The sequence below is a fragment of the Streptomyces sp. NPDC048751 genome, from assembly GCF_043198595.1.
GTDB lineage: Bacteria > Actinomycetota > Actinomycetes > Streptomycetales > Streptomycetaceae > Streptomyces.
In genome coordinates this window covers 974,942-991,917 of sequence record NZ_JBICUX010000002.1, presented here as the reverse complement: position 1 = coordinate 991,917, position 16,976 = coordinate 974,942, and the positions used below count along the sequence as shown (strand labels likewise).

General features: G+C 70.8%; 19 protein-coding genes. 9 read left to right on the top strand and 10 right to left on the bottom strand.

What is annotated here, in order from left to right; genetic code table 11:
- Positions 1–91 precede the first annotated feature (91 nt).
- The 4 genes from ACGFNV_RS11610 to ACGFNV_RS11595 all read right to left on the bottom strand — a co-directional run bounded on the left by ACGFNV_RS11610 (position 92) and on the right by ACGFNV_RS11595 (position 2,945).
- On the bottom strand, positions 92–601 hold the full coding sequence (locus tag ACGFNV_RS11610) for a hypothetical protein (protein WP_393621437.1): 510 nt from the start codon (positions 599–601) through the stop codon (positions 92–94).
- Positions 602–690: 89 nt separating this feature from the next.
- Positions 691–1,341, bottom strand: a complete 651-nt coding sequence (locus ACGFNV_RS11605; protein ID WP_393621435.1) for an HAD family hydrolase — start codon at positions 1,339–1,341, stop codon at positions 691–693.
- 489 nt (positions 1,342–1,830) lie between these two features.
- A complete protein-coding gene (locus ACGFNV_RS11600; protein WP_393621434.1) occupies positions 1,831–2,073 on the bottom strand; it encodes a DUF397 domain-containing protein in 243 nt (80 codons plus the stop codon).
- A complete protein-coding gene (locus tag ACGFNV_RS11595) occupies positions 2,070–2,945 on the bottom strand; it encodes a helix-turn-helix domain-containing protein (protein WP_393621432.1) in 876 nt (291 codons plus the stop codon). The genes ACGFNV_RS11600 and ACGFNV_RS11595 overlap by 4 nt, the downstream gene beginning before the upstream one ends.
- A 115-nt stretch (positions 2,946–3,060) precedes the next feature.
- On the opposite strand from ACGFNV_RS11595, the gene ACGFNV_RS11590 reads away from it, so the two are divergent.
- Complete coding sequence (locus ACGFNV_RS11590; RefSeq protein WP_393621430.1) at positions 3,061–3,483, top strand: ATP-binding protein; 423 nt, start codon at positions 3,061–3,063, stop codon at positions 3,481–3,483.
- Between the two features lie 29 nt (positions 3,484–3,512).
- On the opposite strand, the gene ACGFNV_RS11585 is transcribed toward ACGFNV_RS11590, so the two are convergent.
- The 4 genes from ACGFNV_RS11585 to ACGFNV_RS11570 form a co-directional block, all read right to left on the bottom strand.
- Entirely contained in the window at positions 3,513–4,349 is an 837-nt protein-coding gene (locus tag ACGFNV_RS11585; protein ID WP_393621428.1) for a calcium-binding protein, read from the bottom strand.
- A gap of 143 nt (positions 4,350–4,492) precedes the next feature.
- Entirely contained in the window at positions 4,493–5,164 is a 672-nt protein-coding gene (locus ACGFNV_RS11580) for a class I SAM-dependent DNA methyltransferase (RefSeq protein ID WP_393621426.1), read from the bottom strand.
- A gap of 41 nt (positions 5,165–5,205) precedes the next feature.
- Complete coding sequence (locus tag ACGFNV_RS11575) at positions 5,206–5,520, bottom strand: AzlD domain-containing protein (RefSeq protein ID WP_393621424.1); 315 nt, start codon at positions 5,518–5,520, stop codon at positions 5,206–5,208.
- The gene (locus ACGFNV_RS11570; RefSeq protein ID WP_393621423.1) at positions 5,517–6,221 is read right to left on the bottom strand and encodes an AzlC family ABC transporter permease; all 705 of its coding nucleotides are present in this window, start codon (positions 6,219–6,221) and stop codon (positions 5,517–5,519) included. The genes ACGFNV_RS11575 and ACGFNV_RS11570 overlap by 4 nt, the downstream gene beginning before the upstream one ends.
- Positions 6,222–6,298: 77 nt before the next feature.
- On the opposite strand from ACGFNV_RS11570, the gene ACGFNV_RS11565 reads away from it, so the two are divergent.
- Complete coding sequence (locus ACGFNV_RS11565; protein WP_393621421.1) at positions 6,299–6,868, top strand: helix-turn-helix domain-containing protein; 570 nt, start codon at positions 6,299–6,301, stop codon at positions 6,866–6,868.
- A gap of 82 nt (positions 6,869–6,950) precedes the next feature.
- Here the strand turns inward: ACGFNV_RS11565 and ACGFNV_RS11560 are convergent, their stop codons facing one another.
- Positions 6,951–7,154, bottom strand: coding sequence for a cold-shock protein (locus ACGFNV_RS11560; protein ID WP_037674453.1), 204 nt, complete (start codon positions 7,152–7,154; stop codon positions 6,951–6,953).
- A 552-nt stretch (positions 7,155–7,706) separates the two neighbouring features.
- Here ACGFNV_RS11560 and ACGFNV_RS11555 point away from each other — a divergent pair.
- The 5 genes from ACGFNV_RS11555 to ACGFNV_RS11535 all read left to right on the top strand — a co-directional run bounded on the left by ACGFNV_RS11555 (position 7,707) and on the right by ACGFNV_RS11535 (position 13,033).
- Positions 7,707–8,555, top strand: a complete 849-nt coding sequence (locus ACGFNV_RS11555) for a menaquinone biosynthetic enzyme MqnA/MqnD family protein (protein ID WP_393621419.1) — start codon at positions 7,707–7,709, stop codon at positions 8,553–8,555.
- A gap of 58 nt (positions 8,556–8,613) precedes the next feature.
- Complete coding sequence (locus tag ACGFNV_RS11550; RefSeq protein ID WP_393621417.1) at positions 8,614–10,392, top strand: protein kinase; 1,779 nt, start codon at positions 8,614–8,616, stop codon at positions 10,390–10,392.
- Between the two features lie 3 nt (positions 10,393–10,395).
- Positions 10,396–11,145 (top strand): prepilin peptidase, encoded by a 750-nt coding sequence (locus ACGFNV_RS11545; RefSeq protein WP_393621415.1) that lies wholly within the window; start codon positions 10,396–10,398, stop codon positions 11,143–11,145.
- Between the two features lie 72 nt (positions 11,146–11,217).
- Positions 11,218–12,417 carry a cyclic dehypoxanthinyl futalosine synthase gene (mqnC, locus tag ACGFNV_RS11540; RefSeq protein ID WP_393621413.1) on the top strand — a complete coding sequence of 400 codons (1,200 nt, stop codon included), beginning with the start codon at positions 11,218–11,220 and terminating at the stop codon, positions 12,415–12,417.
- A 7-nt stretch (positions 12,418–12,424) separates the two neighbouring features.
- Positions 12,425–13,033: a hypothetical protein gene (locus ACGFNV_RS11535; protein WP_393621412.1), complete on the top strand. Its 609-nt coding sequence runs from the start codon at positions 12,425–12,427 to the stop codon at positions 13,031–13,033.
- A 3-nt stretch (positions 13,034–13,036) separates the two neighbouring features.
- Here the strand turns inward: ACGFNV_RS11535 and ACGFNV_RS11530 are convergent, their stop codons facing one another.
- Positions 13,037–14,092, bottom strand: a complete 1,056-nt coding sequence (locus ACGFNV_RS11530) for a chitinase (RefSeq protein ID WP_393621410.1) — start codon at positions 14,090–14,092, stop codon at positions 13,037–13,039.
- Positions 14,093–14,265: 173 nt separating this feature from the next.
- Here ACGFNV_RS11530 and ACGFNV_RS11525 point away from each other — a divergent pair, with 173 nt between their 5' ends.
- Both ACGFNV_RS11525 and ACGFNV_RS11520 read left to right on the top strand, forming a co-directional pair.
- Positions 14,266–14,694: a hypothetical protein gene (locus tag ACGFNV_RS11525; protein ID WP_393621409.1), complete on the top strand. Its 429-nt coding sequence runs from the start codon at positions 14,266–14,268 to the stop codon at positions 14,692–14,694.
- A gap of 18 nt (positions 14,695–14,712) precedes the next feature.
- Complete coding sequence (locus tag ACGFNV_RS11520; protein ID WP_393621407.1) at positions 14,713–16,965, top strand: bifunctional polysaccharide deacetylase/glycosyltransferase family 2 protein; 2,253 nt, start codon at positions 14,713–14,715, stop codon at positions 16,963–16,965.
- The last annotated feature ends 11 nt before the right edge of the window (positions 16,966–16,976 follow it).

Genomic DNA, 16,976 nt, shown 5'->3' with positions numbered 1-16,976 from the left:
AAGCCGAGCGTGGGGGAGTTGGCAACCGACGACAACGCGGCAGATGTGCGTGCCAGACCCCGCGACGCCGGGATGATCCAAACGACAGGCCCTAGGCGCCGAGCGCCGTCTTCACCAGCCGGTCGGCGAGGCCGGAGAAGGCGGTACGGAGCGCCTGGTCCGTCGTACGGTCGGCGTACGTCTGGAAGACCAGGCCGGCGGTGGCCTGAACGGCGGGACCGAGGTTCGCCCCGTCGACGGCGAGCTGCTGCTGAACCCGCACAGACATCGGCCACTTCCTGGGCCAGGGGAACTTCGGCGGGGCGGGGCAGTAGTCGTCCCCCACCTCCGCGAGGACATCGGCGGGGTCCCGCCCGGCCAGGCTCGCGGCGATCGTGGCCTCCGCCACCGCGACGGCCGTATCCCTGATGCTGCGCCACAGCGCCTCCGGCGGCAGCGGCTGCGGATTGAGCCTCGCCTCGCCGTTCTCCTCCGACCGCACGCCCATGCCGCCGTTCAGCAGGGGCAGGTGCGGCTCGATGATGTCCCAGAGCCTGGGGTCGGCATGGGCGAGCAGTTCGAGAGTGCGGCGGGTTTGGGCCGCGATGGTGGGGGTGGCCATGGGGAGTCCCTTCGCTGTGCCTGACAGCGCGAGACAGTAGGGCGGTGCCGGCTCCCCCTTCGGTGATTGGCCCGATCGGGGGCGCGGTCTCAGCTCTCGCCCAGGAGGACCCCGATCGCGGCGGTCACGTCTCCGACGACGTGGTCGGCCGGCGGGGCGGGCGCGTTCGCGGACTGATGTGCGACCCAGACGGTACGCAGCCCGGCTGCACGCCCACCGAGGATGTCGTGCTCAGGGTGGTCCCCGACCATCCATCCACCGGCGACGGAGCTCGCCCCGCACCGGCGTGCGGCGAGTTGGAAGATCCGGACGTCGGGCTTGCCGATGTCGACAGCACCAGAGATGCAGTAACCGTCGACCGCGTCCCGGAGCCCAGTCCGCTCCAGCTTCCTCAGCTGAGTGTCGGCCATCCCGTTGCTCACGATTCCCACGAGCCACCCCGAGTCCCGCAACCGTGCAAGCCCGTCGAGTACGCCGGACTCACAGCGCACGAACTCCGGCATACGCTCACGGAACCGGCCCCACAGTTCGAGCGCGGGCTCGCCCAGACGGAATCGCTCCCGTACGTCATGAAAGAACCGTTCCCGAGAGACGCGCCCCTGCTGATCGGCGGCGCTCAGCCAGTCCACGGCCCCGTCGGTGAGCCCTTGCTCCTCGGCGAATTCCCTGGCCCATGCCGTGAACGCCGCTTGCCGGTCCACGAGGGTGCCGTCGAGGTCGAAGAGTGCGAGACGCTGCATGCCCCTTAGTCAAGGGGACCTGGGGGACTGGCGGAACCGGGCGCAGCGCATTCCGGAGGCGTGACCGTTGGGGCCGCCCGCTTCTTTCCAGTGTCGTGCTTCCACGGCCCGCCTCAAGGGCGCTTCGCGTCGGCTGTCGCCGATGGCCCCGCGGGCCACCCTTGACCCGGGCCGCTCCAGCACGGGTGAGAAGCGAGCGAGCGGCCCGGAAAAACGGGTGGCCTGGCGGTGCCGTCCCCTTGGGCGGGTTGGGTTGCGGGCCGGGGCTGGGGGGATGCGCGGTCGCGCCTCGCCTGCACGCCGGGTCGGCTCAGCGGCCAAGGGCCGGTGGGGGGAAGTAGGGGGCGAGTTTGTGCCAAGTGGGGAGGCGGAAGTGGGGATGGATAGGACCTGAGGATGGCACAGATCCGCCATTGCGGACCAGCCTTGTCCTTGAGGAGGACGGGGAGGTCAGAGGGTTCCTCCCATCCAAGCGGGCGGCCCCCACGGTCACTTCGTGACGGAGGTGAGGAAGTCGGCCCAGGCGGTGGGGGAGAGGGTGACGTGAGGTCCGGTGGGTTGCTTGGAGTCACGGAGGTGGATGGAGTGGGCGCAGGTGGCGACTTCGAGGCATTCGCCGCCCCCGCCGCTGCTGTAGCTGGACTTTCGCCAGGCGTAGGCGGCTTCGAGGCATTGGCCGCCCTCGCCGTCGCTGTAGCTGCTCTTGAACCAGCCAAGTTCCTCAGCACTCATGGTTGTCCCCGCAGTTTCTCGATCAGTTCCAGCGACTCGCTGGGCCTGAGGGCTTGCGTTCTGAGGAGCCCGTAGCGCTCAGTCAGGACACGTACCTCTTCCACGTCCGTGATGAGCCGCGGATAGGTGTGGATCTCCACGTACGCTACCTGCTCGCCTTTCCTGACTGTCAGCAGGTTGAACGGCCCATCCATGCTGGGCTGTTCCTCGCGGTCCATAGGCATCACCTGAAGCTCGACGGCTCGGAGGCTGCCGATGCGCAGTAGGTTCCCCAACTGTTCTGCGTGCACCGCGCGGCCACCGATCGGACGCAGCAGCACGCTCTCGTCCAGCACGAAGCTGAACGTCGGCGACGGCCAGGGATCGAAGACCTGTTGGCGAGCGATCCGGTCGGCGACACGCTTCTCGATTGTCTCCTCGCTCAGAAGCGGACGCCACTGCGAGAACAGGGCCCGAGCGTACGCCTCGGTCTGGAGCAGACCAGGTACAAGTTGGTTGCTGTATACGTGGAGTGCCTTGGCCTCCGCCTCCAACGCGGCGTAACCCCGATACCACTCCGGATGCCTTGTCCGAGCCTTCTTCATCGCCTCCTTCACCTCGGGGATCGCCGCCCGCATCAATCCCCCCGCCTCCAACAACTCGTCCGCCCTCTCCAGCACCTCAGGCCGAGGAACCCGCACCCCCCTCTCCATAGCCGAAACCGCGTCCGGTCCGTACCCCACCAACTGGCCGAACTCCCGCTGGGTGAGCCCCTTTCGCTCGCGGAGCAGCTTGAGCATCTTGCCCAGGGCGGTGAAGAGCCCTGTCGTGCCCTCGGACTCTGCCGGTGTTTCCGGCCTCCGCTCGTCCGTCACGTGCGCCACCGCCCTCATGCCCTCTCGGTTCGGGTCGACGACCCGTACGCCGGACGCCTCGCAGTCGTACGGCTACGCAGCGTCGCCAAGTCGCCCCTGGTCAGCGTAGAGAGAAGCGACCACGCTCGGTGACGTGAACGCAGAAATCTCCACCCCCACCGCCGAACTGACCCAGCGCCTCAGCTCCACGCCGAGAGGTGCCCGGCTGGCCCGGCGCCTCACCGCGCAGTTGCTCGCGGAGTGGGGGCACCCGTACGACAGTGATGTGAACGCCACGGCACAGCACGTGGTGGCTGGGCTCGCCGCGAACGCCGTCACGCACGGCCGGGTGCCGGGCCGTGACTTCGAGTTGAGGCTGTTGCTGTTCCCGGAGGGCACGCTGCGGGTCGAGGTGAGTGACGCGCGAGGGGAGCGGCAGCTGAGGTTCGTCACGGAGCACGAGCAGGACGGGGAGCAGGGGCGAGGGCTGCTGCTGGTGTCGCTCCTCGCCCGCACGTGGGGCGTCGCCGAACGGGACGTGGGCAAGACGGTGTGGGCCGAACTCGCCCTGAAATGACGCCCCTCTCCTCCTCGCCTCTCCTGCTCTCAGTCCTGGTACACCCTGTTGGTCCCCGGCCCGCCGGACAGCGTGTCCCGGCCGGCCCCGCCGTACAGCACGTCGTTGCCGCTGTTGCCGTACAGCACGTCGTTGCCCTGCTCGCCGTACAGCTTGTCGTTGCCCTTGCCGCCGTAGAGGACGTCGTCGCCGGTGCGGCCGTGCAGGGTGTCGTTGCCGTCGTCGCCGTAGAGGGTGTTCTCGATCTCGTCGGCCGCGCCGGTCAGGGAGTCGTTGCCGGCGCCGCCGTGGCACTCGTAGCGGCAGTTGGTGAGGGTGTCGTTGCCGGGGCCGCCGAAGGAGCCGAGGCCCCAGACGCCGCCGCCTCCGTCGAGGCGGTCGTCGCCGGCCTCGCCGTAGAGGACGGACGCTCCGCTGCCCTTGATGACGTCGTTGCCGGCGCCGCCGTGGATCGCGGCGTACGCGGAGTTGTCGGCGGGGATGGTGGCCGTGTCGTCGCGGTCGCCGAGGTCGACGTCGTAGATGTCGGAGTCGTCGGAGCCGAGAGGGGCGGGCACCGCGCACTCGGCGACCTTGTGGTCGGACGGTGAGGGGTAGGTGCACTCCGGGGTGGCGAGGGTGATGTCGTAGCGGTCACGGAAGGTGAGGACGTAGTCGGCCTCCCACTCCCCCCTCGGCACCACCTTGCCTGACACCGTCAGGTTGTTCGTCTGGCCGGGGGCCGCCTTGTACCAGAGCTCGCCGTCGTAGTGGACGAGGGAGGCCGTGGCCGCGGGGGCCGCCTGCGCGGCCGGTGCCGCGAGGACCGCTCCGCCGAGAGTTAAGGCCAGGGTGGCGGTGGCTGCGATGGTTCGGTACGTGCTCATGCGGAGATGACCCTTCGGAATTGCGGTTTCCTGCGATCACCTGCTTTGACCCTGGATCAGATGACGCGGTTGTGCCGGGAAAGGGCGCGGCGTGCGACTTCACGCGCGCGCCCTCTCCTATTCGGCGAATTCAGGGGGAGTGTTCACTTCCGCGTTTCCGAAAGGGGCTTGCGGGCTGTCAGGAAGGCCTGCGGAACGCTCGCGTTCAGGGTGTCGGAGTCGTCCGGTTCGCGGACCGCCCGGTGGCGGAGTGCGAACCCGGCGGACACCAGCAACTCGGCGACGTGTTCCGGACGGCGGCGCTGGAAGTCGAGCGTCACCGGGTGGCCCCAGGGCTGGTCGATGAGGCGGGGTTCGTCGCCCACCTGGAAGGCCAGGAGCAGGTGGCCGCCGGGGGCCAGGACGCGGTGGAACTCGGCCAGCAGAGCCGGGAGCCGGTCCACCGGGACGTGGATCGAGGAGTACCACGACACCACGCCCGCGAGTTCGCCGTCCGGGATGTCCAGCTCCAGCATCGAGCCCTGCTCGAACCGCACCCCCGGGTTCTCGCGCCGGGCCACGGCCAGCATCCCCTCCGAGAGGTCGAGCCCGAACACCGGCAGGCCGAGGGAGGCGAGGTGCGCCGTGATGCGTCCCGGGCCGCAGCCGAGGTCCGCCACCGGGCCCGTGTCACCCACCAGGTCCGCGTACGCGGTGAGCAGCGCCCGCTCCAGGGGCCTTCCCGCCAAGTCGTCCGGGAAGTGGGTGGCGTAGTCCTCGGCCACGGCGTCGTAGAAGGTGCGGGTCGTGGTGAGGAAGTCGGGGGTCCGGGTCATGGTCGGGGAGGCTAACCGAGGCCACTGACAAGCTCGCCGTTTCAGGCCACCCCGGCCGCCCGCAGCAGCGCCGTCGCGCCCGCCGCTGCCAGTACCACCACCGCGAACGGCGCCCGCCGCCAGGCGAGGAGGCCGCCGACGAGCACTCCGGCCGGGCGCGCCCAGCCGGCGAAGTCGCCGCCCTCGGTGAGCGCGCCGGTGGCCAGCAGGGCGACCAGGAGGACGACGGCGCCCGTGGACAGCAGTTCCTGGACGCGGGGGGAGATGTCGATCCGCCCGTGCAGGACGGGGCCCACCAGGCGGAAGGCGTACGTTCCCAGTGCCAGCGCCAGGATCATGGCGACGGTCGTGCTCATGCCGCCCCCTTTCGGTGGAGGCGGCGGTGCAGGCCGGCGAGGCCGGTCAGCGCCGCCAGTACCGGCACCCCGGCGGGGGCGACCGGTGTCACCGCCAGGGCCACGACCGCGCCGGGCAGTGCGGCCCGCCGTACACGCGTGTCCTCGCGCAGGGCGGGCAGGACCAGGGCCACGAGTACGGCGGGGAAGGCGGCGTCCAGGCCGAAGCGGGCGGTGTCGCCCAGAGCGCTGCCGGCGAGGGCGCCGACGAGCACCGAGACGTTCCAGGTGGCGAACAGACCGAACCCGGACGCCCAGAACGCGGTCCGGCGCCGTACCGGGTCGGGCTGGGCGAGGGCGAAGGCCACGGTCTCGTCGGTCACCAGATGCGCGCCGACGAAGCGGGCGAGGGGGTTGCGGCCCAGTACGTCGGCCACGGCCAGGCTGTAGGCCGCGGTGCGGGTGTTGAGGAGCAGGCCGGTGGCGGCCGCGGCGAACGGGCCGCCCCCGGCGAGCAGTACGCCGACCGCGCTGAACTGGGCGGAGCCCGCGTACACGACCAGCGACATCACCACCGGGACCCACACGGGCAGGCCGCCGGCGACGGTGATCGCGCCGAAGGAGACGCCGACGATGCCGCTCGCGAGGCAGACGAGGGCGACATCGCGGAGCAGGTGTGGCTCACGGATCAGGTCTGGGTCTGTTCGCTGTGCCGAACGCATGTTTTCTACAATGGACAGTAGATGGTGCGTTCGTCAAGGCGAACGATCGTGCTCGTGTAGCGAACGGAGTTCAGCTCGTGTCCGATGCGACGCCCCCCTCCCGCCTCCCGCTCGACTGGATCGCCGCGTCCCTGCGCCGCGAGCGGACGCGCGCCGGGCTGTCACTGTCCGAGCTGGCGAAACGGGCCGGGATCGCGAAGTCCACGCTGTCGCAGCTGGAGGCGGCGAGCGGCAATCCGAGTGTGGAGACCCTCTGGGCGCTGGGGGTGGCGCTGGGGGTGCCGTTCAGCACTCTGGTGGAGCCGCCGGTGCCCGTTTTGCGGGTAATCCGGGCGGGGGAAGGGGCCGAGGTCGTCTCGGAGCAGGCCAACTTCGTGGCGAAGCTGCTGTCGGCCGGTCCCTCGGGAGGCCGGCGGGACATCTATCTGCTGCGGGCGGAGCCCGGCGCGGTGCGGGAGTCGGAGCCGCACATTCCGGGCTCGGTGGAGCATCTGGTCGTGAGCGCGGGGCGGGTGAAGGCGGGGCCGGTCGGGGAGACCGTGGAACTGGATCCCGGGGACTACGTGACCTACCGGGGAGATGTGCCGCACTCGTACGAGGCGCTGGTGCCGGGGACGGTGTTCGTGCTGGTCATGCAGCACGTGTGAGGGGGGCTTGCGGGTGGGGGAAAGGGCAGGAGCCCCGTCGCCGGATGGCGCGGGGCTCCTTGGGTACTGCGGTGCGGCGCGATCAGATGGGAGTGACGTTCTCCGCCTGCGGGCCCTTCGGACCCTGAGTGACGTCGAAGCTCACCGACTGGTTCTCCTCGAGGGAGCGGAAGCCAGCGGCGTTGATCGCGGAGTAGTGAACGAAGACGTCGGGGCCGCCGCCTTCCTGGGCGATGAAGCCAAAGCCCTTTTCGGCGTTGAACCACTTCACGGTTCCGGTAGCCATAAGCCCTCCTTGGGCCCAAAGGGTTGCCCTGCTCCAGAACCCTGCAAGCGTGAAAGCAAGTGCCGCACAACTGCATACGTCTGAAAACGACGAGAGCCCGCGGTTACATGCTCCGCAGGCTCTGTACTGCAAGGGAAACCAAACTGCAACTTGCGGCGAGCCTAGCACGCAGGCAGCCGAAAGCAATAGAGGTCAAGATCACTTCACTCGGATGTTTGAAGCCAGGTGGGTGAGGTTGACCCAACCGGGCGACCCGAGACGGCGACACGGATCTCCACCGGGCCACACCCTGAAGGGGGCACCGTACCCCACGAGGTCAGCGCCCGCCCGGCGGACCATGCCGAGGGCCGCGGGGTCTGGCACGCCCATCTGCGGCGTTGTCGTCGGTTGCCGACTCCCCCACGCTCGGCTGCGCTCGCGCGGGGGGACCCCCATCGCGTCGCCGCCCTCCTCCGCCTTGCAGCTGCACGCACCAGACCCCGCTCACCCTTGATGACATGGCACCGTGGGGTGGGTCGGCCCGGTCCGCCGGGCGGGCGCTAGCCTCCCGATGTGGACAATTCTCGCAACCGGCCGCGCGTCGGCCACATTCAGTTCCTGAACTGCCTGCCTCTGTACTGGGGGCTCGCGAGAACGGGCACGCTGCTCGACTTCGAGCTGACGAAGGACACCCCGGAGAAGCTCAGCGAGCGGCTGGTGCGCGGAGACCTCGACATCGGGCCCATCACCCTCGTCGAGTTCCTCAGGAACGCGGACGACCTGGTCGCCTTCCCCGACATCGCCGTGGGGTGCGACGGACCGGTCATGTCGTGCGTGATCGTCTCGCAGGTCCCGCTGGACCGGCTCGACGGCGCCCGGGTCGCCCTCGGTTCGACCTCGCGCACCTCCGTCCGCCTCGCCCAGCTGCTGCTGGCGGAACGCTTCGGCGTGCAGCCCGACTACTACACCTGCCCGCCCGACCTCAGCCTGATGATGCAGGAGGCGGAGGCCGCCGTACTCATCGGAGACGCGGCCCTGCGGGCCAACCTGCTCGACGGGCCGCGCTACGGACTCGAGGTGCACGACCTCGGCGCGCTGTGGAAGGAGTGGACCGGGCTCCCCTTCGTCTTCGCGGTGTGGGCGGCGCGGCGGGACTACCTGGAGCGCGAGCCGGCCATCACCCGCCAGGTCCACGAGGCCTTCCTCGCCTCCCGCAACCTCTCCCTGGAGGAGGTCGGCAAGGTCGCCGAGCAGGCGGCCCGCTGGGAGGCCTTCGACCAGGAGATCCTGGAGCGCTACTTCACCACCCTCGACTTCCGCTTCGGAGGCCCCCAGCTCGCCGCCGTCGCCGAGTTCGCCCGCCGCGTCGGCCCGACGACCGGCTTCCCCGCGGACGTGAAGGTGGAACTGCTCCAGGGGTGAGGGCAGGGCCGTCAGGCCCTAATCTGCTGTGCAGTCCTACGGGGGAGAGGTGGACGCCATGCAGCCGCTCGGAGCCGACGAGCCCACCGTCATAGGGCCCTACCGACTGCTCGGCCGCATCGGCTCCGGCGGAATGGGCCGCGTCTACCTGGGCCGCAGCACCGGCGGCCGCACGGTCGCCGTCAAGATCGTGCACCCGCACTTCGCGCTCGACGAGGAGTTCCGCGCCCGCTTCCGCCGCGAGGTCGAGGCGGCCCGGCGGGTGGGCGGTGCCTGGACCGCACCGGTGCTGGACGCCGATCCGGACGCGTCGGTCCCCTGGGTCGCCACGGCGTACGCGGCGGGCCCGTCGCTCGCCGGCGCGGTCGCGGACGGCGGCCCGCTGCCCGAGCACACCGTACGGGTCCTCGGCGCGGGCCTGGCCGAGGCGTTGACGGCGGTGCACGAACTGGGGCTGGTGCACCGGGACGTGAAACCGTCCAACGTGCTGCTCACCGTGGACGGACCGCTGCTCATCGACTTCGGCATCGCCCGCGCCACCGACGGCACGGCCTCCCTGACCTCGACCGGCGTCTCGATCGGTTCCCCCGGCTACATGGCACCCGAGCAGATCCTCGGCAAGGGCGCGACCGGTGCGGCCGACGTCTTCTCCCTCGGCGCGGTCCTCGCCTACGCGGCGACCGGCGAGCAGCCCTTCCCCGGCGACTCGTCGGCCGCGCTGCTCTACAAGGTCGTCCACGAGGAACCCTCGCTCGGGGAGCTGGGCGGCGAGCTGCGCGAGGTGGTGGAGGCGTGCCTGGCCAAGGAACCGGCCGCCCGGCCGACGCCCCGCGAGGTGGCCCGGCGGCTCGCTCCGGACGGTGCGGCCCGGCTGGTCGCGGCGGGGTGGTTGCCGGGGGCGCTGGTGGAGCGGGTCGGGCGGAGTGCCGTACAGCTGCTGAACCTGGAGGCGGCGGGGGTGGCCGGGGTGGCGCCGGTGGCGTCGGGGCCGGTGGAGTTCAGCAGTCCTTCAGTCGGTGGGGTCTCGGGGGGTGGGTCGAGCGTCGGGGAGTTCGGGCCGCCTCCTGTGATGCCCGCCGTGGATGCCCCGGTGGACGCCCTGCCCTTCGTGCCGGAGCCGCGTGACGCGCCGCCGCAGGACACCGCCGTACCCTCGTCGCCCTCCGGGCGGGGGCCCGGCAGGCTGTCCGTGTCCGTCGCGGCGACCTCGACGCCGGAGGACGGGGGGCGGGGGCGGCGGCTGAGCTGCACGGTGGCCCTCGCGGTGGCGGGAGCGCTGGCGGCGGTGACGGTCGGGTCGGTGTTCGTGTTCGACCTGCTGCCGGACCGCGACCGTGACAGCGACACCTCGGCGGGCGGCGACCATTCCGCGATGCCGACGTCGGCGTCCACGTCGGTGCCGGCGGCGACACCCACGGCGTCGACCTCCGTGTCACCGACGGACAGTGGCCCGCCGAGTGACACCGCCTCACAAGCCGCCGGTGTTCCCGGTCGTTACCTCGGCACCTGGGAGGGACAGGGCACCGGGCTCGGCGGCAGCGTGCCCATGGGTACGTTCCGGGTCACCGTGAAGCAGGCGGAGGTGGGGGAGGAGGTGGGCACGGTCCGCAACACCGATCCGCTCGGGACCATGGTCTGCGTCGACGTCCTCACCCTGAAGGAGGTGACGGACAAGCAGATCGTCGCCGAGTCCGTGGGCGCCGACTCCAATCCGGCCACCTGTGTGAAGAGCGAGGACACCGTCACCCTCACTCCCGCCGGCGACGACGGCCTCACGTACCAGTCGGACAGCGACGGTTCCGGCCGCCCGGTCGCCCGGATGACGAAGGTCGAGTAGCGGATGAGCGACCTGGTGCTGATCCTCGTGGCGGCTGTGTGGGGTGTGGCGGCGGGGGCGCTGCTGCCGAGGGCCGTGTACCGGTTCGCGGTGCCGGACGAGGAGCCCTGGCGGGAGGCGTGCCCGCGGGGCCATCCGATGGGCGGGCGGGCCCGGGGGTGGGTCGGGCGGACGCCGTGCGAGGCGTGTGCGGGGGCCGCGGGAGTCCCGTACGGGCCCCGTGTGCTGCCGCTCGCCACGGTCACCGGCCTGCTCTGCGCCGTCCTCGCCGCCGCCACCGGTACGCGGCCCGAGCTCGGCGTCTGGCTGCTGCTGGCGCCGGTCGGCGTGTTGCTGGCGGCCGTCGATCTGCGGGTGCGGCGGCTGCCCAACCCGCTCACCCTGCCGCTCGCGGCCGCCGCGCTCGTGCTGCTGGGCCTGGCCGCGCTGGCGCCCGAGCACGCCGGCGACTGGACGACGGCCCTGCTGGGCTCCCTCGCCCTCGGAGTCGGCTACCTCGTGCTGCACCTCATCAACCCCGGCGGCATGGGCCTCGGCGACGTGAAACTGGCGCTCGGGGCGGGTGCCGTCCTCGGCTGGTACGGCTGGCCGACGCTGATGCTGGGCACGTTCGCCGGGTTCCTGCTCGGGGCGCTGTACGGCGGTGTCCTGGTCCTGGCGCGGCGGGCGGACCGCAAGACCGCGATCCCGTTCGGGCCGTTCCTGATCGCGGGGGCGTTCCTGGGCCTGCTCATCGGCGCGTACACGGCCTGACGTCCTGACCGAAAGGCCACTGACGTAGGCTGGTTCGGTCTGTCCACAACCCCTGACGAATGGGACGCCCCGGTGACCGAGAAGGCCGACCTCCAGTCCGTGCTCGACCGTGCCGCGGACGGCGGGCGGATCACCCCCGAGGAGGCGCTCGACCTCTACCGCGACGCGCCCCTGCACGCGCTGGGCGCCGCCGCCGACGCCGTACGCCGCCGTCGGTACGCCGGCACCGAGCACATCGCGACGTACATCATCGAGCGCAACATCAACTACACGAACGTGTGTGTCACGGCGTGCAAGTTCTGCGCCTTCTACGCGGCGCCGAAGGACACGGCCAAGGGTTGGACCCGCGACCTCGACGACATCCTGCGCCGGTGCGCGGAGACCGTGGAGCTGGGCGGCACCCAGATCATGTTCCAGGGCGGGCACCACCCGGACTACGGCGTGGAGTACTACGAGGAGCACTTCTCCGCCATCAAGAAGGCGTTCCCGCAGCTCGTCATCCACAGCCTGGGGGCGAGCGAGGTCGAGCACATGGCCCGGATCAGCGGTGTCCCGGTGGAGGAGGCGATCCAGCGCATCCACGCGGCGGGTCTGGACTCCTTCGCCGGCGCCGGCGCGGAGCTGCTGCCCGCGCGGCCGCGCAAGGCCATCGCCCCGCTGAAGGAGAGCGGCGAGCGCTGGCTGGAGATCATGGAGACCGCGCACCGGCTGGGCGTGGAGTCCACCTCCACCATGCTGATGGGCACCGGCGAGACCAACGCCGAGCGCATCGAGCACCTGCGGATGATCCGCGACGTCCAGGACCGCACCGGTGGCTTCCGGGCCTTCATCCCGTACACCTACCAGCCCGAGAACAACCACCTGAAGGGCCGGACCCAGGCCACCCTCTTCGAGTACCTGCGGATGATCGCCATTGCGCGGCTGTTCATGGACAACATCGCGCACATCCAGGGTTCCTGGCTGACCACCGGCAAGGAGGTCGGCCAGCTGTCGCTGCACTACGGCGCGGACGACCTCGGCTCGATCATGCTGGAGGAGAACGTCGTCTCCTCCGCCGGCGCCAAGCACCGCTCCAACCGCATGGAGATCATCGACCTGATCCGCAAGGCGGGGCGCGTTCCGGCCCAGCGGACCACGACGTACGAGCACATCGTCGTCCACGACGACCCGGCGAACGATCCGGTCGACGAGCGGGTCATGTCCCACATCTCGTCCACCGCGATCGACGGCGGGACCGCCCACCCCGAGCTGAAGCTGCTCGCCTCCAACTGATCCGCACGTGCTGACCATTCACGCCGACTCCAGGGGCCGGGCACTCGTCGTCGAGGGCGCGTGGATCGCCGCCGCCGGCCCGCTGGACGAGCTCGTCGCCGACCGTCCGCGGGCCCGGGTGCGCCAGTGGCCCGGCATCCTCACGCCCGGGCTGATCAACCTCTACGGCACCGAGCTGCTGGAGGAGGCGTACCACCCCGATCCGCGCGAGGCCGACGAGCTCGGCACCGAGCCGCTGTTCGGGGACGCCCTCGCGAAGCTGACCATGGACGACGCCCGCTGGGGCGCGAGTGCCCGGCGCGGGGTGCAGCGCATGCTGGCGCACGGCACGGTCACCGCCGCCTGCGAGGAGATGCGCAACCGCGCGGTGCGGGACGCCGTGCGCCGCACGGGCATCGGCGTCATGGGCCGGATCGGGCGGCCCGCCGGGGTGCCGTCGCTCGACCCGTACGCCTGCGCGCAGCCGGTGGAGTTCGCCCGGCCCCGGGAGCGGAACTCCGCCGCACGGTTCGCCTTCTTCGACGTACCGGACGAGGCGGCGCTCGCGGAACGGGGGGCCGCGGGGACGTGCGTGGCGACGATCGTGGAGGGGCGGATCGTCTACCGGCGGCGGTGAGACCTACCCCGTGAACGCCTCCGCGAAGGCTCCCGCACTCTGCTCGACCCCGCTGCAGTTGGTCGCCGCGTCGTCCCGGTCGGCGTCCTCGTCCTCACACTGCTGGTCGCGGAACGTGGACCACATGGACACCCAGGCGATCTCCTTCTCCTCGGCGAACGTCCGTACCTCGGCCGCGTCCGCGAGGGTGAACGTCTCGTTGGCCACGTCCTGGACGCCGATCATCGAGGTGAGCGCCATGCCCCGCCAGGCGCCCGCGTCGGACAGGCCGAAGACCTTCTTGAGCTGGGCCTGGGTGGCCGTGGCCGAGGTGACGGCGTAGTCGCCCATGTCGTCGTCGTAGGACTCGCCGTAGTTCATCGTCATGATGTTTACGGTGGAGACCTGCACGTCGTGCTCGTTGGCGGACTCCAGCAGGGCCAGGCTGTCGGCGTCGAGCCCGGACGGCATCACCGGCAGCGTGAAGGAGACCTCCAGGTCGGGGCGTTCCTTCTGGAGCGCGGCGATCGCCTCGGAGCGCAGGTCGACCGAGTCGGAGTCGGTCAGCTCGTCGCCCTCGATGTCGAAGTCGGCCTGGCTGGAGCCCGCCGCGTCCAGGGCGGCGCCGTACGCCGCGGCGAGCTTCGACGCGCTGTCGCAGGTCGCCGCGAGTTCCTTGCCGGAGGCCCCGCCGAAGGACACGCGGACCGTGCCGCCGGTTTTCGTCAGCGCCGAGATCCGGGACGTGACCGGCGAGTCGCCGACGGCGTGCGTGCCGTTCCACTTCGGTGTGCAGCCGCTGCCGCTCGAGATCACGAAGGCCAGGTTGTACGTCGTGGGGGAGCCGGCCGGGTCGTTGACGGAGGCCTCGGTGGCGCTGACGTAAGGGGCGTAGGTGGTGGCGGGGGCGGCGCTGGGGGCGGCCGTGGTGGGCGCGGTGCTTTGCGAGGGTGATGCGGAGGTCTTTCCCGGTGGCGCTGCGGCGTCGTCGGTATTGCCGTCCGAGCCCGCGGAGCACCCCGCCGCGGCCAAGGCGAACAGACAGGTCAGCCCGGCCATCGGCGTCCGGAAACTCCTCATTGCGCATGCACCCGCTCTCGTCAAAAGGGACATTCAACGCTCTCATGGCGAGGGGCAGTTGCGGACGAGTTCCGGAGATCTCTCAGGAAAGAGACAGGTTAAGTCTTTTCTCATGGGTCTCTCACAAGGAATACAGAGTTTGGGCCACATAAAGCGTCCCTAATATCCGGGGAATGCAATCCGAGCCTGCCATCGAAAGCCGCGCAGATGTGCGCGGTCGCCGTCGCAAACGCGGCAACGAGTCCGCCGACGGGCCCGTGTTCGTTGACACCTCCGGACGCCGCTCCAGGCTGCTGCGCCGGATCGGTCTCCTCCTCGGCGTCGCCTGCCTCGGGTACGCGGCCGTCCTCGGCGCGGCCTTCATGGGCTGGGGCACCTCCCTGACCCCGTCCTCGCTGCTGCCGTTCGGCGGGAGAGGCCCCGGTGGGCAGGGCGCACCGGAAGGTCAGAGCGGTCAGGGGCCCGGCGGTTTCCGCCCGGACGGCGGCCAGGGCGAACAAGCCGGCCGCCCCAGCGGCATTCCGTCCGCCCCGCCCTCGGGAGCCTCTTCGGGTGCCCCGACCACCAGCCCGTCCGCGTCCGCCTCCGCGGCCGCCAACTGACCGGAACGCAGCCACTTCATGACGACGACTTCCTCCCGCGGCCGCCGCCGCGCCCCCAGCCGCATGGAACGCGCGGCGGGCAAGGCCGCGGCCCTGCAGAAACCCCGTGTCATCCTCGCGGGGCTGCTCCTGCTCGCGTTGACCAGCGTGATGCTGCTCGACGGCTATCTGCGCGCCGAGGTCGGCGGCGACCAGCGCGTGCGCACCGGGGCCGACTCCGGCTCCGTCCCCGACGACGTCCTCGACGGCGGCCCCATCCTCACCTTCCGGGGCGGGCAGGCCACGACCGTCTCCGTCCCCGACAGGACGATCGCGCTCACCTTCGACGACGGCCCCAACCCGACCTGGACGCCCCAGGTCCTGGACATCCTCGAGAAGTACGACGTGCCCGGCACGTTCTTCCTGGTCGGCTCGATGGTGTCGCGCTATCCGAGCATCGTGAAGGACATGGTCGACCAGGGCAATGAGGTGGGCATCCACACCTTCACCCACGTCGACCTGTCCTACCAGAGCGACGCCCGCGTCAACCGTGAGATGCAGCAGACCCAGCTGGCGCTCGCGGGCGCGGCCGGCATCACCACCACGCTGTTCCGGGCGCCGTACTCCTCCGAGACCGACGCCATCGACAACTACAGCTGGCCCGTCTACCAGAAGCTCGGCCAGGACGGTTACACCAGCGTCTTCGTCGACACCGACAGCGACGACTGGAAGAAGCCGGGCGTCTCGAAGATCGTCAAGTGGGCCACGCCGGAGGACGGCAAGGGCGCGTCCGTCCTGTTCCACGACGCCGGCGGCGAACGCTCACAGACGATCAAGGCGCTGCCCGAGTACATCGAGCAGATGAAGGCGAAGGGGTACACCTTCACCACCATCAGCGGGGCCATGCGGGGCCAGGGCGCGGGGAGCGCGGGCGGGCAGCGGCCCGGGGGAGTTCCCGGTGGGCAGTCGGCCGAGGCCGGCGCGGCCGCCTCGCCCCTCCAGGCCGCCCACCGCGAGGCCACCGGGACCACCCTCTACGAGGGCAAGGCGCTCGTCGCGGCCGTCGCCGTCGCCGAGTGGACGGTGCCGACGCTCTCCGTCGGGCTCATGGTCGTGGGCGTGGCCGTCATGGGCCGCTTCGGGATGATGCTGCTCCTGGCCCGCCGCCACTACCGACAGCGCAACAAGCGCCGCTTCAGCTGGGGGCCGACGGTCACCGGGCCGGTGAGCGTGATCGTCCCGGCGTACAACGAGAAGGAGTGCATCGCCAACACCCTCAACTCGCTGGCGCAGAGCACCCATCCCGTCGAGATCATCGTCGTCGACGACGGCTCGACGGACGGTACGGCCGACATCGCGGCGTCGCTCGGCATGCCGAACGTCCGGGTCGTCCGGCAGGAGAACGCGGGCAAGCCGGCCGCGCTGAACAACGGGGTGCGCAACGCCAGTCACGACGTCGTCGTGATGATGGACGGCGACACCGTCTTCGAGCCGGACACCGTGCGGCAGTTGGTGCAGCCCTTCGCCGACCCGAACGTCGGCGCGGTCGCGGGCAACGCCAAGGTCGGCAACCGCGACACGGTCATCGGCGCCTGGCAGCACATCGAGTACGTGATGGGCTTCAACCTCGACCGCCGCATGTACGACCTGCTGCGCTGCATGCCGACGATCCCGGGCGCGATCGGCGCGTTCCGCCGTGACGCGGTGCTGGAGGTCGGCGGGATGAGCGAGGACACGCTCGCCGAGGACACCGACATCACCATCGCCATGCACCGCGCGGGCTGGCGGGTCGTCTACCAGGAGCACGCCCGCGCCTGGACCGAGGCGCCGGGCTCCCTGAAGCAGCTGTGGTCCCAGCGCTACCGCTGGTCGTACGGCACGATGCAGGCGCTCTGGAAGCACCGCAAGTCGCTCACCGACAAGGGCCCCTCGGGCCGCTTCGGCCGGGTCGGCATGCCTCTGGTGGTCCTCTTCCAGATCGTCACGCCGGTCTTCGCCCCGCTCATCGACGTGTTCACCGCCTACTCGATGATCTTCATCGACTTCAAGGCCGCCCTGCTGGCCTGGCTGGCGGTCCTCGGCGTCCAACTGGTCTGCGCGGCCTACGCCTTCCGCCTCGACCGCGAGAAGTACCGGTACCTGCTGATGATGCCGCTGCAGCAGCTGGCCTACCGCCAGATGATGTACCTCGTCCTCATCCACTCCTGCATCACGGCTCTCACCGGCGGCCGCCTGCGCTGGCAGAAGCTGAAGCGCACGGGCGAGGTCGGGACTCCGGCGGGGGTGAGCTGAGTGGGGGCGCA